Below are 14,614 nucleotides of genomic sequence, written 5' to 3' on the forward strand. Positions count from 1 at the left end.
GCTCGTCAAAGGGCTTGGCTGCGCCGTGAAGGCGGCAGCAACTGGGCAATGGGGCCGGCATTGGCGGCAGCGTCGTGCTGGCCGAAGCAGGCGTTGTAAGTGGCAATGATTTCCCCGGCTATGGACACGGCGATCTCGATCGGCAGCTTGCCTTTGACCTCGGCCAGGCCCATCGGGCAGCGCATGCGTGCCATGACGGCGTCGTCATAGCCGCGCTCGCGCAGACGGTGCTCGAACTTGGCGCGCTTGGTCTTCGAGCCGATCAGACCAAACCAGGTGAAATCGTTGCGCTTCAGAATGGCGGCGGTCAGTTCCAGGTCGAGCTGGTGGTTGTGGGTCATGACGATGCAGTAGCAGCCTGCTGGCAGCTCTGCCACCTCGTCGACCGGTTCCTCGCTGACGACCTTGGTCACACCGTTAGGGATGACCTCGGGAAACTCCTGCTCGCGTGAGTCGATCCAGCGTACTCGGCAGGGCAACGCGGCGAGCAAGGGTACCAGAGCGCGGCCGACATGGCCCGCGCCGAACACAGCGATCTGCGCCTGCACCGCGGCCATGGGTTCGAACAGCAGTACAGTGACGCCGCCGCAGCACTGGCCGAGGCTGGCGCCCAGGCTGAAGCGCTCCAGATGCGGGGTCGTGCGTTGCGCTTCGAGCATCTGCCGGGCGATGTGCAGGGCCTTGTATTCCAGGTGGCCGCCACCGATGGTGTCGAACAGGCCGTCGGCGCTGACCACCATCTTCGAGCCTGCGTTGCGTGGCGTGGAGCCGCGCTCTTCGATGATGGTCACCAGCACGCAGGCTTCGCCACGGGATTGATGGTCGGCGAGGGCGTTGATCCATTGGTGCATGATCCAATTCCTCTTCAGGTAGCTCGGCCCGCTTTGGGGGCGGTGTTACTGAGTCTCTGTTTCCAGTTGCGGTTCGGCCGGTTGCGTGGCCACCGCCCTGCGCATCTGCTCACAGCCCCACAACACCCGCTCCGGCGTCGCTGGCGCGTCGATGTTCGGCTGCTCGCGGTAGTCGGCGATGCTGGCTACGGCATCCTTGATCGCGCACCAGGCAGCGATGCCGAGCATGAACGGTGGCTCGCCCACGGCCTTGGAGTGGAACACGGTGTCTTCCGGGTTCTTGCGGTTCTCCACCAGCTTCACGCGCAGGTCCAGCGGCATGTCGGCCACTGCCGGTATCTTGTAGCTGGCCGGGCCGTTGGTCATCAGCTTGCCCTTGGCGTTCCACACCAGTTCCTCGGTGGTGAGCCAGCCCATGCCCTGGATGAAGCCGCCCTCCACCTGGCCGATGTCGATGGCCGGGTTCAGCGAGTCACCGACGTCATGCAGGATGTCGGCGCGCAGCATCTTGTATTCGCCGGTCAGGGTATCGACGATCACCTCCACGCATGCCGCGCCGAAGGCGAAGTAGTAGAACGGCCGGCCACGCGCCTGGCTGCGGTCGTAGTAGATCTTCGGCGTACGGTAGAAACCGGTGCTCGACAGCGAAACCTGGGCGAAGTACGCCAGCTGAACCAGTTGCTCGAAACTGACGATCTGGTCGCGCACCCGTACATGGCCGTTGCGGAACTCGACGTCTTCCTCGGTCACCTGATAGTGGCGTGCGGCGAATTCGGTGAGGCGCTTCTTGAGGATTTCTGCGGCATTCTGCGCCGCTTTGCCATTGAGGTCGGCGCCGCTGGAGGCGGCGGTCGGCGAGGTGTTGGGCACCTTGTCGGTATTGGTGGCGGTGATCTGGATACGGCTGAAGTCGACCTGGAACACCTGCGCGACCACCTGGGCGACCTTGGTGTTCAGACCCTGGCCCATTTCGGTGCCGCCGTGGTTCAGGTGGATGCTGCCGTCGGTATAGATGTGGATCAGCGCACCGGCCTGGTTGAGGAAGGTGGCGGTGAACGAAATACCGAACTTGACCGGGGTCAGCGCCAGGCCCTTCTTCAGGATCGGGCTGTTGGCGTTGAAGCGGCGGATCGACTCGCGACGCTCGGCATAGTCGCTGCTGGCTTCCAGTTCGGCGGTCATCTCTTCGAGCATGTTGTGCTCGACCGTCTGGTAGTAATGGGTGACGTTGCGCTCGGTCTTGCCGTAGTAGTTGGCTTTGCGTACCTCCAGCGGGTCGCGACCCAGGTGGCGGGCGATGTGGTCCATCACCTGCTCGATGGCGACCATGCCCTGCGGACCGCCAAAGCCACGGTAGGCGGTGTTGGAGGCGGTGTTGGTCTTGCAACGGTGGCCGTGCACGGTGGCATCGCCCAGGTAATAGGCGTTGTCGGAGTGGAACATGGCGCGGTCGACGATCGAACCGGACAGGTCCGGGGAGTAGCCGCAGTTGCCAGCCAGGTCGAAGGTGATGCCATGCAGGCGGCCGTCATCGTCGAAGCCCACGTCGTACTCGACGTAGAACGGGTGACGTTTGCCGGTCATGGTCATGTCTTCGACGCGCGGCAGGCGCATCTTGGTCGGCTGGCCGGTCAGGCGGGCGATCACCGCGCACAGGCACGCCGGGCTGGCCGCCTGGGTTTCCTTGCCTCCGAAACCGCCGCCCATGCGGCGCATGTCGAGCACGATCTTGTTCATCGGCACGTCCAGCACTTCGGCGACCAGCTTCTGCACCTCGGTGGGGTTCTGGGTCGAGCAGTAGACGATCATGCCGCCATCTTCGGTAGGCATTACCGAAGAGATCTGGGTTTCCAGGTAAAAGTGCTCCTGGCCGCCGATGTGCAGGGTGCCTTGCAGGCGGTGCGCAGCGCTGGCCAGGGCTGCGGCCGAATCGCCACGCTGGTGGGTGTGGCTGTCGAGCACGAAGTGCTTCTTGCGAAACGCTTCGACCACATCCAGCACTGGTTCCAGGTCTTCGTACTCGATGATGGCGGCCATGGCCGCACGGCGCGCGGTGTCGAGGTCGCGGGCGGCCACGGCGAGTACCGGTTGGCCGAAGAACTCGACCTTGTCGATGGCCAGCAGCGGGTCACCGGCCACCACCGGGCCGATATCCTTCAGGCCGGGAATGTCTTCGTGGGTAATGGCGATGCGCACACCTTCGAAGGCATAGCAGGGCGTGGTGTCGATGCGCAGGATGCGTGCGTGGGCGCGGTCGGACGTGCGGGCATACACGTGCAGCTGGTTGGGGAACTCCAGGCGATCGTCGATGTACACCGCCTCGCCGGACACATGCTTGTCGGCACTGTCGTGCTTGATGCTGCGGCCAACACCGGTGGTCAGGTCCTGGCGGAACAGTTCGGCCATCTCGGCCTGGCTCTTGGCTGCGTGATGGTTAGACATAAGCGGTCACCCGGGTCTCGATGTATGGCGATTGCTGTTCGATGAAGTACTTGCGCAGCAGGTTCTGCGCGGTCAGCAGGCGGTACTCCTTGCTGGCACGGAAGTCGCTGAGCGGGGTGAAGTCCTCGGCCAGCGCCTGGCAGGCGCGTTCGATGCTGGCCTGGTTCCAAGGCTTGCCGCGCAGTGCGGCTTCGCAGGCCCGGGCACGCTTGGGAATGGCGGCCATCCCGCCGAAGGCAATGCGCACACCGCTGACCACGCCATTTTCGATGCTCAGGTTGAACGCCCCGCACACGGCGGAGATGTCGTCGTCCAGGCGCTTGGACACTTTGTAGGCGCGGAACGCCCAGTCAGCGCTGGCGCGGGGCACGATGATCTTCTCGATGAACTCGCTGTCCTGGCGTGCGGTGATGCGGTAGTCGATGAAATAGTCTTCCAGTGCCAGAGTGCGCTGGCGCTGGCCTTGACGCAACACGATCTGCGCGTCCAGGGCGATCAGCAAGGGTGGCGAGTCGCCAATCGGCGAGGCGTTGCCAATGTTCCCGCCCAGGGTGCCCTGGTTGCGGATCTGCAGCGAGGCGAAGCGGTGGAGCAGGGCGCCGAAGTCAGGGTATTCCTCGTTGAGCGCGCCGTAGCAGTCGGTGAGCGGGGTGGCGGCGCCGATTTCCAAGTGGCTGGCGGTTTTCTCGATGCGCTTGAGTTCGGCGACGTGGCCGACGTAGATCATCACCGGCAAGGTCTTGTGGAACTGGGTGACTTCCAGCGCCAGGTCGGTACCACCGGCCAGCAGGCGTGCCTCGGGGTGGGAACTGTACAAGTCGGCCAGGTCGGCCACGGTCAGCGGCACCAGGCAGCGCTTGTCGCCACTGTTGAGCTCGCCGGTCTGGGTCGGGGCAATGGCTTTGAGGCGGCTGATGGTCTGGGCCTGCTGGGCATCGAACTGGTCCCGGCAGGGCTGGGCGCAGCTCTGCTGGGCCGCGTCGAGAATCGGGCGGTAACCGGTGCAACGGCACAGGTTGCCAGCCAGTGCTTCCTGCGCCTGGTGCAGGTCGTGGCCTTCGCTGTTCTTTTGCAGAGCGAACAGCGACATGACAAAACCAGGGGTGCAGAAGCCGCACTGCGAACCGTGGCAGTCGGCCATGGCCTGTTGCACGCTGTGCAGCTTGCCCTGGTGCTTGAGGCCTTCGACGCTGATGAGCTGTTTGCCGTGCAGCGACGAAACGAACGTCAGGCACGAGTTGAGGCTGCGGTAGCGCAAGGTGTCGTTGCCGGCAGCGTCCTGGGTCAGTTCGCCGACCACCACGGTGCAGGCGCCGCAGTCGCCACTGGCGCAGCCCTCCTTGGTGCCGGGTTTGCCCAGGTGCTCGCGCAGGTATTGCAGCACCGTCATGTTCGGGTCCAGGGCGTGCTCACTACGCAGCTCCTGATTGACGAGAAACTGGATCACGGGGAAGGCCTCGCAATGGTTTTATTGTTGTTCGGGCGGACTCTAAGCAGGGCTGACCTGAAGGTCAATATTTTTCTGACTCAAAGGTCAGGAAATTATTCATGCCTACGCCGATTCCACCGAACCCGTCCTTTTCCTAAGCATAGATCGGGCCGTCATCGAGGGCATTGGGCGATGCCAACAAAGGCTGTAGTCCCCCTGCTCGATTGGGCTGCAAGTGCGCTACAATCCCGCCCTTGTCTCCAGTTCAATGATTCTGAAGGAAAACCATGACGTTCAAGGCGCCGGACAGCCTCTCAGAGCAGATTGCCGACTACCTGGCCGAGCGGATCATCCGTGGCGAACTCGCGCCGGGAGAACGTATCCAGGAGCAGAAGGTCACCCAGGCGCTCAATGTCAGCCGTGGCTCGGTGCGTGAGGCCCTGTTGATCCTCGAACGTCGGCATCTGGTCGCGATCTTGCCGCGTCGTGGTGCCCATGTGACCGAACTGGACGAACGCAGCGTGCGCAGCCTGTGCACCTTGATGAGCGAGTTCTACATCCTGCTGGGCAACGCGGTTGCGCAGAAATGGCGCGTCGAGAGCGACCTGTTGCCATTCTTGGGCATTCAGCAGCGCCTGCAGCAAGCGTGCGCCAACAAGGACATCAAGACCTTCGTCGCCGAAAGTTTTGCCGTGATGCGCGCGGCCTACCCGTTTGCCGACAACCCGTTCCTCCAGGAAACCGTCGAGAACCTGCAGCCGGCCATGAGCCGTGCCTACTACCTGTCACTGGATCAGCGCCAGGCCAACATGAACGACTACCTGGAGCTGTTCGCCCGCTTGCTCGACGCCGTGGTCGCCCGAGACCTGCCGCGCATTCGCGAAGTGCTTACCGCCTACGGCCAGCGTAGTTGCGAACTGGTGCTGGCTGCGTTGGCCCGAGTCTGACCGATGCGCCTAAAGTGCATTCGCCTGGCCGGGTTCAAGTCGTTCGTCGACCCGACCACGGTCAACTTCCCCAGCAACATGGCGGCCGTGGTCGGCCCCAACGGCTGTGGCAAGTCCAACATCATCGACGCGGTGCGTTGGGTGATGGGCGAAAGTTCGGCGAAGAACCTGCGTGGCGAGTCGATGACCGATGTCATCTTCAACGGCTCCACCAGCCGCAAGCCTGTCAGCCAGGCCAGCATCGAACTGGTGTTCGACAACAGTGACAATACCCTGGTGGGCGAATACGCCGCCTATGCGGAGATTTCCATCCGTCGCAAGGTGACCCGCGACGGGCAGAACACCTATTACCTGAACGGTGCCAAGTGCCGTCGGCGTGATATCACCGATATTTTTCTCGGCACCGGCCTGGGCCCGCGCAGCTATTCGATCATCGAACAGGGCATGATCTCCAAGCTGATCGAGGCCAAGCCCGAGGAGCTGCGCAATTTCATCGAGGAAGCCGCTGGCATATCCAAATACAAGGAGCGCCGCCGCGAGACCGAGAACCGCATTCGCCGCACCCAGGAAAACCTGGCGCGCCTGACCGACCTGCGCGAAGAACTGGAGCGCCAGTTGGAGCGCCTGCATCGCCAGGCCCAGGCCGCCGAGAAATACCGCGAGTACAAAGCCCAGGAGCGCCAGTTCAAGGCGCGTTTGTCGGCTTTGCGCTGGCGCGACCTAGATGCCCGCGTGCGCCAGCGTGAAGGGGTGATTGGCGATCAGGACGTCGCCCATGAGGCGTTGGTGGCCGAGCAACGCAATGCCGACGCCGCCATCGAGCGCCTGCGCGACGGTCATCACGAGCTGTCCGAACGCTTCAACCAGGTCCAAGGGCGTTTCTACTCGGTGGCCGGCGATATCGCCCGGGTCGAGCAGAGCATTCAGCACGGCCAGCAACGCCTTCGTCAGTTGCAGGACGACCTCAAGGAGGCCGAGCGCACGCGACTGGAGACCGAGTCGCACCTGGGCCACGATCGCACCCTGCTGGCCACGCTGGGCGAAGAGCTGGACAGGCTGCTGCCCGAGCAGGAGCTGACCCTGGCCGCGGCCGAGGAGGCTGCCGCCATCCTGGAAGAAGCCGAGCAAGGCATGCACGGCTGGCAAGAGCAGTGGGACAGCTTCAATACCCGCTCTGCCGAACCTCGGCGCCAGGCCGAGGTCCAGCAGTCGCGTCTGCAGCAGCTTGAAGCCAGCCTGGAGCGCCTGAGCGAACGCCAGCGCAAACTGACCGAGGAAGGCGAGCAGCTGGGCGCCGACCCGCAGGATGCCGACATGCGGGCCTTGAGCGAGCAGTTGGCAGGCAGTGAAGTACAGCTTGAAGCGCTGCAGTTGGCGGAAGAGCAACTGGTCGACAGCCTTGAGGGCGTGCGTGAGCAGTTGCAGCAGGCGACCCAAGCGCAGCAGCAGGCGCAGGGCGATCTGCAGCGGCTGGGCGGACGCCTGGCCTCGCTCGAGGCATTGCAGCAGGCCGCCCTCGAGCCAGGCGCAGGCATTGCGCAGTGGTTGAGCGAACAAGGCCTGGCGCACCAGCCCCGGCTGGCCGAGGGCTTGCGTGTCGAGCCGGGTTGGGAGCTGGCCGTGGAGACGGTGCTCGGAGCTGACTTGCAAGCGGTGTTGGTCAATGACTTCGCCGGGCTTGATTTCACGCACCTCGAGCAGGGCGAGCTGCGTTTGCTGCTGGCCGACGAGGAGGGTGCGCGCCCGGCCGGCAGCCTGCTGGACAAGGTCGAAGGTCGTACCGACCTGGCCCCGTGGCTGGCCCAGGTCAAGCCGGTGGAGGACCTCGCGCAAGCCTTGGCCCTGCGCGCCTCCCTGGGCGAAGGTCAGAGCTTGGTGAGCCGCGACGGCTACTGGGTGGGCCGGCACTTCCTGCGCATCAGCCGTGGTGGAGACGCCCAGGGTGGTGTGCTGGCCCGTGGCCAGGAAATCGAGCGCCTGGGCTTCGACCAGGCTGAGCAGGAGGCGGCGCTCGAGGTGCTCGAACAACGGTTGCAGGCCCTGCGCGAGCAGCAACTGGACCACGAAGAGCAGCGAGAGCAACTGCGCCGCCGCACCCAGGAGCAAACCCTACAGCACGGCGAGCTCAACTCGCGCCTGTCGGCCGCCCGTGCGCGTGCCGAGCAGTTGGAACTGCGCCGCGGCCGCTTGCACGAAGAGCTGGTCGAGTTGCAGGAGCAACGCGCCGTGGAGCATGAGCAATTGGGTGAAGCGCGCCTGTTGCTGCAAGAGGCGCTGGACCTCATGGCACAGGACGCCGAGCAGCGCGAAGCGCTGATGGCCCGGCGCGATACCTTGCGCGAGGGTCTCGACCGTGTGCGACAGGAGGCCCGTCAGCACAAGGACCATGCCCACCAACTCGCCGTGCGCCTGGGTTCGTTGCGCGCCCAGCACGACTCCACTCGCCAGGCTCTGGAGCGTCTGGAGCAGCAGGCTGCGCGCCTTGGCGAGCGCCAGGAGCAATTGAGCCTCAATCTGGAGGAGGGCGAAGCGCCGCTCGAAGAACTGCGTCTGAAGCTGGAGGAGTTGCTGGAGCGGCGCATGAGCGTCGACGAGGAAATGCGCCAGGCGCGTCTGCACATGGATGAGGCCGACCGCGAACTGCGAGAGGCCGAGAAGCGCCGTACCCAGGCCGAACAGCAGGCACAGTTGCTGCGTGGCCAGTTGGAGCAGTTGCGCCTGGAGTGCCAGGGCCTGGACGTGCGCCGCAAGACGCTGCAGGAGCAACTTCTGGCCGATGGCTATGATTTGCAGGGCGTGCTCGCCACGTTGGAACCTGAGGCCAGCGAGCAGGGCACCGAGCAGGAGCTTGAGCAGTTGGAGGCGCGCATCCAGCGCCTGGGCGCGATCAACCTGGCGGCGATCGAAGAATACGAGCAGCAGTCCGAGCGCAAGCGCTATCTGGATGCTCAGGACGCCGACCTGGTCGAAGCTCTGGAGACCCTGGAGAACGTCATTCGCAAGATCGACAAGGAAACCCGCAACCGCTTCAAGGATACCTTTGATCAGATAAATGCCGGATTACAGGCGCTTTTCCCAAAAGTTTTCGGTGGCGGCAGCGCGTATCTGGAACTGACGGGCGAAGATTTACTCGATACAGGGGTGACGATCATGGCGCGTCCGCCGGGCAAGAAGAACAGCACCATCCATTTGCTGTCCGGCGGCGAAAAGGCACTGACCGCATTGGCGCTGGTGTTTGCCATCTTCAAGTTGAACCCCGCACCGTTCTGCATGCTCGACGAAGTCGATGCACCGCTGGACGATGCCAACGTCGGGCGCTACGCCCGTTTGGTCAAGGACATGAGTGAAAGCGTGCAATTTATCTACATCACCCACAACAAGATTGCCATGGAGATGGCCGATCAATTGATGGGGGTGACCATGCATGAGCCTGGGTGCTCACGTCTTGTTGCAGTTGATGTGGAGGAGGCTCTGGCCATGGTCGACGCCTGATGAGCGAAGATAGGGCAGAATGTGTGGGCAAATGCCCCCGTCATGTGCGACAGACGGTGTAAAGTTGTCTTTGGTCGTGCTAGCTTAATGTCACTCGTTTTTTGCGTGGGTAAAACGCCTGTCAGAACATAGAGTTGGCGCCACGTGTTAAAGGGCTTTGAACCCTTTGTTTTCAAGCATATTTTTATAGAGGCACGGGATTACATGGAAATCGGTCTGCGCGAGTGGCTGATCGTCATCGGCATCATTGTCATCGCCGGTATTCTTTTCGACGGCTGGCGCCGCATGCGCGGCGGTAAAGGCAAGTTGAAGTTCCGTCTGGATCGCAGCTACTCCAACCTGCCGGACGACGAAGGCAGTGCCGAGGTGCTTGGCCCATCGCGGGTACTGGACACCCACAAGGAGCCGGAGCTGGACGAGAGTGACCTGCCTTCGGTCAGTGCGCCCGAGCGTGAGCGTGAGCGCGAACCCAAGCCTGCCAAGGCCAACAAGCGCGGCAAGCGTACCGCGCAAGCCCAACAGGGTGACCTGAACCTGGTTGCCGAGCAGCGCGAGCCCGACCTGTTCGACGATGCCGATGAAGGTCTGGCCGCCGACAACAATCGCAACAGCGGTTTTGCTGCCAGCGGCAACGCGGCCAAAGAGCTGCCACCTGTCGAAGAGGTGCTGGTGATCAGTGTCATCTCCCGTGACGAAGGTGGTTTCAAGGGGCCGGCGCTGCTGCAGAACATTCTCGAGAGCGGCCTGCGCTTCGGTGAAATGGATATTTTCCACCGTCACGAAAGCATGGCCGGTCACGGCGAAGTGCTGTTCTCGATGGCCAACGCGGTCAAGCCAGGCGTCTTCGACCTGGACGACATCGACCACTTCAGCACCCGGGCCGTGAGTTTCTTCCTCGGTCTGCCAGGCCCGCGCCATCCAAAGCAGGCCTTCGATGTGATGGTGGCCGCGGCACGCAAGCTGGCCCATGAGCTCAATGGCGAGCTCAAGGACGACCAGCGCAGCGTGCTGACCGCCCAGACCATCGAGCACTACCGCCAGCGTATCGTCGAGTTCGAGCGCCGTGCGTTGACTCAGAAGCGCTGACAGAGGGATCCAAACGAAAGAGCAGCCTGTTGGCTGCTTTTTTGCTTTGCAAGAGAGCCAAAAATGACTGCCGAAACCCGAATTCTCGAACTGCGAGCCGAGCTCGATCAGCACAACTACCGCTATTACGTGCTCGACGAGCCAAGCATCCCAGATGCCGAGTACGACCGCCTGTTCAACGAACTCAAGGCGCTGGAGGCCGAATACCCGCACCTGGTGATGCCCGACTCGCCGACTCAGCGCGTCGGTGGTCATGCCTTGGCGGCATTCAGCCAGGTCCGTCACGAAGTGCCGATGCTCAGCCTCGGCAACGCCTTCGACGAGGCCGACCTGCGCGAGTTCGGCCGGCGCGTGGCCGAAGGGCTCGATCAGTCCGGTGCGGTCGATTTCAGTTGCGAGCCCAAGCTCGATGGCCTTGCGGTCAGCCTGTTGTACCGTGATGGCCAGTTGGTGCAAGGCGCGACCCGAGGTGATGGCACCACCGGCGAAGACATCAGCGCCAACGTGCGCACCGTGCGGAATATCCCGCTCAAGCTCCAGGGCCAGGGGTGGCCTGCCGTGCTTGAAGTGCGCGGTGAGGTGTACATGAGCAAGGCCGGGTTCGACCGACTCAACGCTGTCCAGGCCGCTGCTGGCGGCAAGACCTTCGCCAACCCACGCAACGCGGCGGCCGGCAGCCTGCGTCAGTTGGACCCGAAGATCACTGCCAGTCGCCCGCTGGAATTCTGCAGCTATGGCGTGGGGCAGGTCTCCGAGAGCATCGGCGAAAGCCACATTGGTATCCTCGAACAACTCAAGCAATGGGGCCTGCCGATCAGCCGCGAACTCAAGCACGCGGCGGGCATCGAAGAGTGCCTGGCCTATTACCACGACATCGGTGAGCGGCGTAGCAGCCTGGCCTACGAAATCGACGGCGTGGTGTTCAAGGTCAACAGTCTGGCCGCGCAGCGCGAGCTGGGCTTCCGCGCCCGAGAGCCGCGCTGGGCCGTGGCCCACAAGTTCCCCGCCATGGAAGAGCTGACCGAAGTGCTGGATGTCGAGTTCCAGGTCGGTCGTACCGGAGCGGTCACTCCCGTGGCACGCCTGAAGCCGGTCAAGGTCGCCGGCGTGACCGTGTCAAACGCCACCCTGCACAACATGGATGAAATTGCGCGCTTGGGGCTGCGTATCGGTGACACGGTGATCATTCGCCGCGCCGGTGACGTTATCCCGCAGGTGATGCAGGTGGTGCTCGAGCGTCGTCCCGAAGATGCCCGTCCGGTGGAGGTGCCTAGCGAATGCCCGGTGTGCGGCTCGCAGGTCGAGCGCACCCAGTTGGTCAAGCGCAGCAAGGGCAAGGAAACCACCAGCGAGGGCGCGGTGTATCGCTGTGTCGGTCGCCTGGCCTGCGGTGCCCAGCTCAAGCAAGCGATCATTCACTACGTGTCCCGTCGCGCCATGGACATCGACGGCCTGGGTGAAAAGAGCGTCGAGCAGTTGGTGGATGAGGGGCTGATCGGCTCGCCGGCGGACCTGTACAAGCTGGCGTTCGAGCAGATCGTTGGTCTGGAAGGTTTCGCTGAGGTCTCCAGCAAGAAGCTGCTGGACGCCATCGAGGCCAGCAAGCGCCCGAGCCTTGCACGCTTCATCTATGCCTTGGGCATTCCGGATGTGGGCGAGGAGACCGCCAAGGTCCTGGCTCGCTCGCTGGGTAGCCTGGCGCGGGTTCAGAAGGCGCTGCCGCAGGTGCTGACCTACCTGCCGGACATCGGGCTCGAAGTGGCCTATGAGATTCATAACTTCTTTGAAGACGACCACAACCGCAAGGTCATCGAGCAACTGTTCGCCAGCGGCATGCAGTTGCAGGACGAGGGCGAGGTGGCAGCGGAGTTCGCGGCCAGCACCACCTTGGCCGGCATGATCGCCAAGCTCGACATCGCCTCGGTCGGCCCGACGGGGGCGGAAAAGCTGGTGGCCAAGCTCGACAGCCTGGACAAGATCATCGAAGCCGACGGCATCGACTTGCGCCAGGTCTTGAACACCAAGCAGGCCGATGCGGTGCGCGAATTCTTCCGCGACGAGGCCAACCAGAAGCTTGCACGGGCTCTCGAGGCTCAGTTGCTGGAGTTCGGCATGCACTGGAGCAATGAGAAAAAAGTTGCCGAAGGGCTGCCGCTGGCCGGTCAGACCTGGGTGCTGACCGGGACCCTGGAGCGCATGAGTCGCGACATCGCCAAGGAAAAACTCGAAAGCCTGGGCGCCAAGGTAGCCGGCTCGGTGTCCGGCAAGACCCATTGCGTGGTTGCCGGTCCCGGTGCCGGTTCCAAGCTGGCCAAGGCCAGTGAGCTGGGGGTGAGGGTGCTGGATGAGGATGCATTTGTTGCGTTCTTGGCCGATCAGGGTATTGCTATCTAGGGGCCTGCCGTGATCCTGGGGCGCCGCGGCCCGTGTAGCGGCCGGCTTAGCGGCGACGAGTCAGGCGCGTCAGGACAAGTCATTGAGAAATGATGACTTTTTCTCGCCGCAGAGGTTGTAAGTTCGCCCCAGACCGGTACAATGGCGCGGCTCGTCACATGGCGAGCCGCGTAGTGGTGGCCCCATCGGTCCCCCCGCATTGATTAACCGTTAACCCGGTCAGGCCCGGAAGGGAGCAGCCGTAGCGGTGACATCGAGTGCCGGGGTGTGGCTGGTGGGGCCGCCTCCATTACGCAAGTCCTTGAATTCTCAAGGATTTCTCGCTCCAGCATCCCCAGAGTCGAACAACGTATTGGTACGCCCCAGTGGTGGTCGCTGAGCGGCTGCTATCGCCTGTGCGTCGCGATAGGTTGCGTGGTTGATTTAGATCAGTTTCGGGTGTGCGGCCAGGATTAGATTGGACAGTGGCGCTCCACTCCCTACCCTGACCTTGCGCGCAAGGAGCTGAACCATGAAAGCCTCCAAATTCGCCGTTATCGCTTTGGCAGCAGTGCTTTTCCCGGCGCTGATCTATGCCCAGCAGGACGCTGGCGTCGCCAAGCCGGCCGAGCAGTCCATGAGTGTCGAGAAGTTCGATCAACAGATGGCCAAGGCCCAGGAAAATCTGAAGAAGATGCAGGAGCAGATGAGCCTTATCCAGAAAACCACCGACCCTGCTCAGCGGCAGAAGCTGATGCAGGAGCACCAGGCAATGATGCAGCAGAGCATGCAGATGATGTCCGGGATGTGGGGTGCGGGCATGATGGGATGCTGTGCAGGCGGCAAGATGGGCGGGCCTATGATGGGCGGCGGCCACAAGATGGGCTGGGGGCAAATGGGCAGCCATTACTCGCAGATGACGCCCGAGCAGATGAAGCAGCATCAATACATGATGGACAGGTACATGGGCATGCAGCAGATGATGATGGAGCAGATGATGCAGCATCAGCAACACATGGCTGCGCCGTCTCGCTGAGCCCAGGGCAACCCCTCTGGCATCCCGGTGGCTGATCTCTTCTTGGTAGAGGGGGTATGGCGCAGCCGTGCCCCAATCAAGGCGAGCCCAGTGCCCACCGCATCAAGGTAGAGCCGCCGAGGCGTCTCCCGGATATTCCACGGCCCCATACCGCCGGGTGATCCGTTCGATCTCTCCCGATTGCTTCATCCTCACCAGCGCCCGGAGCAACCCCTGGGTCGGTATCGCCGGATCATTGCGCACCATGCAGCCTAGGGACTGCTCTTCCAGCACGGCCACTGCCTTCAGGTGCTGCTCGGCCGGCAAGCGTTGGTTGAACCACTGCAGTGACATCAGGTTGCTCACCGCATGCCGATAGCGACCCGCCTCGAGCTTCTGCAGCACCAGCACCTGGTTACGGCTGTCTTCACGGTGCAGGCGCTGCTGCTTGAACAGGGGCTCGAGCGAGGCATAGGTGTACCCCAACACCGTGCCGATGGCTTGCGGTGGCAACTGCTCCACACTGGCAGGGCTGCGCTCGCCGGGGCGGCCGACCAGCACATCGCGCTGGGTGAACAGAGGAATGCTCCAGACGAAATCTCCAGGGCGGTCATTGAACCACAGGGTGCTGACGTAACAGCGCACGTCGATATCGCCGTCGTTCATCGCCTGCTGCAAGCGTAGGCGGGCCATCAGGTGGTATTCAGGGCGGACACCGGCTTCGCGGGCCAGGGCCTGCATCAGGTCGTACAGCATGCCCTCCACCGGCCGACCCTTTTCGGTACGAATCAGCGGCATGCTCCAGCTCTCGACGACGGAGAAGCGCAGCACTGGCTGCTCGGCCAGGCTGTGGGTGGTCCAGAACAACAACAGGGCCAGCAGTCTTCGCAAGGGCTTTCCTCCCGGAACTTCCTGCGCCAGTTCCTTAGCTTAGACGAACCGCGCAGGGTGCAATTTTGCCCCCGCTCCGCTAGGATTA

The 14,614-nt window shown here is 63.1% G+C and carries 9 protein-coding genes and 1 other RNA gene; 6 read left to right on the forward strand and 4 right to left on the reverse strand.

Annotated features, from left to right (window positions below; genetic code table 11):
- Positions 1-5: 5 nt before the first annotated feature.
- From xdhC to xdhA, 3 genes are read right to left on the reverse strand one after another with little or no spacing between them, the layout of a single operon-like run.
- The gene (xdhC, locus tag C4Q26_RS20275; RefSeq protein ID WP_104881439.1) at positions 6-851 is read right to left on the reverse strand and encodes a xanthine dehydrogenase accessory protein XdhC; all 846 of its coding nucleotides are present in this window, start codon (positions 849-851) and stop codon (positions 6-8) included.
- 45 nt (positions 852-896) lie between these two features.
- Positions 897-3,293 (reverse strand): xanthine dehydrogenase molybdopterin binding subunit, encoded by a 2,397-nt coding sequence (xdhB, locus tag C4Q26_RS20280; protein WP_023381439.1) that lies wholly within the window; start codon positions 3,291-3,293, stop codon positions 897-899.
- Entirely contained in the window at positions 3,286-4,740 is a 1,455-nt protein-coding gene (gene xdhA, locus C4Q26_RS20285; protein WP_023381438.1) for a xanthine dehydrogenase small subunit, read from the reverse strand. The genes xdhB and xdhA overlap by 8 nt, the downstream gene beginning before the upstream one ends.
- A gap of 269 nt (positions 4,741-5,009) precedes the next feature.
- Here xdhA and C4Q26_RS20290 point away from each other — a divergent pair, with 269 nt between their 5' ends.
- The 6 genes from C4Q26_RS20290 (at position 5,010) to C4Q26_RS20315 (ending at position 13,656) form a co-directional block, all read left to right on the forward strand.
- The gene (locus C4Q26_RS20290; RefSeq protein WP_023381437.1) at positions 5,010-5,669 is read left to right on the forward strand and encodes a GntR family transcriptional regulator; all 660 of its coding nucleotides are present in this window, start codon (positions 5,010-5,012) and stop codon (positions 5,667-5,669) included.
- 3 nt (positions 5,670-5,672) lie between these two features.
- Positions 5,673-9,161, forward strand: a complete 3,489-nt coding sequence (gene smc, locus C4Q26_RS20295; RefSeq protein WP_104883435.1) for a chromosome segregation protein SMC — start codon at positions 5,673-5,675, stop codon at positions 9,159-9,161.
- 204 nt (positions 9,162-9,365) lie between these two features.
- On the forward strand, positions 9,366-10,247 hold the full coding sequence (gene zipA / locus C4Q26_RS20300; RefSeq protein ID WP_104881441.1) for a cell division protein ZipA: 882 nt from the start codon (positions 9,366-9,368) through the stop codon (positions 10,245-10,247).
- Positions 10,248-10,310: 63 nt separating this feature from the next.
- Positions 10,311-12,641 carry an NAD-dependent DNA ligase LigA gene (gene ligA, locus C4Q26_RS20305; protein ID WP_104883436.1) on the forward strand — a complete coding sequence of 777 codons (2,331 nt, stop codon included), beginning with the start codon at positions 10,311-10,313 and terminating at the stop codon, positions 12,639-12,641.
- A 183-nt stretch (positions 12,642-12,824) separates the two neighbouring features.
- Positions 12,825-12,921, forward strand: an RNA gene (ffs, locus tag C4Q26_RS20310) — signal recognition particle sRNA small type.
- Positions 12,922-13,152: 231 nt separating this feature from the next.
- Entirely contained in the window at positions 13,153-13,656 is a 504-nt protein-coding gene (locus tag C4Q26_RS20315) for a hypothetical protein (RefSeq protein WP_104883437.1), read from the forward strand.
- A gap of 102 nt (positions 13,657-13,758) precedes the next feature.
- Here the strand turns inward: C4Q26_RS20315 and C4Q26_RS20320 are convergent, their stop codons facing one another.
- On the reverse strand, positions 13,759-14,526 hold the full coding sequence (locus C4Q26_RS20320) for an ABC transporter substrate-binding protein (protein ID WP_023381420.1): 768 nt from the start codon (positions 14,524-14,526) through the stop codon (positions 13,759-13,761).
- Positions 14,527-14,614 lie beyond the last annotated feature (88 nt).

It is taken from the genome of Pseudomonas sp. SWI44 (genome assembly GCF_002947915.1).
In the GTDB taxonomy this organism is placed as follows: domain Bacteria; phylum Pseudomonadota; class Gammaproteobacteria; order Pseudomonadales; family Pseudomonadaceae; genus Aquipseudomonas; species Aquipseudomonas taiwanensis.

Bases quoted from the DNA above. Each gene is read 5' to 3' on its own strand.
- zipA (WP_104881441.1), top strand. From the start codon at position 9,366: ATGGAAATCGGTCTGCGCGAGTGGCTGATCGTCATCGGCATCATTGTC.
- ligA (WP_104883436.1), top strand. From the start codon at position 10,311: ATGACTGCCGAAACCCGAATTCTCGAACTGCGAGCCGAGCTCGATCAG.
- C4Q26_RS20290 (WP_023381437.1), top strand. From the start codon at position 5,010: ATGACGTTCAAGGCGCCGGACAGCCTCTCAGAGCAGATTGCCGACTAC.
- xdhC (WP_104881439.1), bottom strand. From the start codon at position 851: ATGCACCAATGGATCAACGCCCTCGCCGACCATCAATCCCGTGGCGAA.
- C4Q26_RS20315 (WP_104883437.1), top strand. From the start codon at position 13,153: ATGAAAGCCTCCAAATTCGCCGTTATCGCTTTGGCAGCAGTGCTTTTC.
- xdhB (WP_023381439.1), bottom strand. From the start codon at position 3,293: ATGTCTAACCATCACGCAGCCAAGAGCCAGGCCGAGATGGCCGAACTG.
- smc (WP_104883435.1), top strand. From the start codon at position 5,673: ATGCGCCTAAAGTGCATTCGCCTGGCCGGGTTCAAGTCGTTCGTCGAC.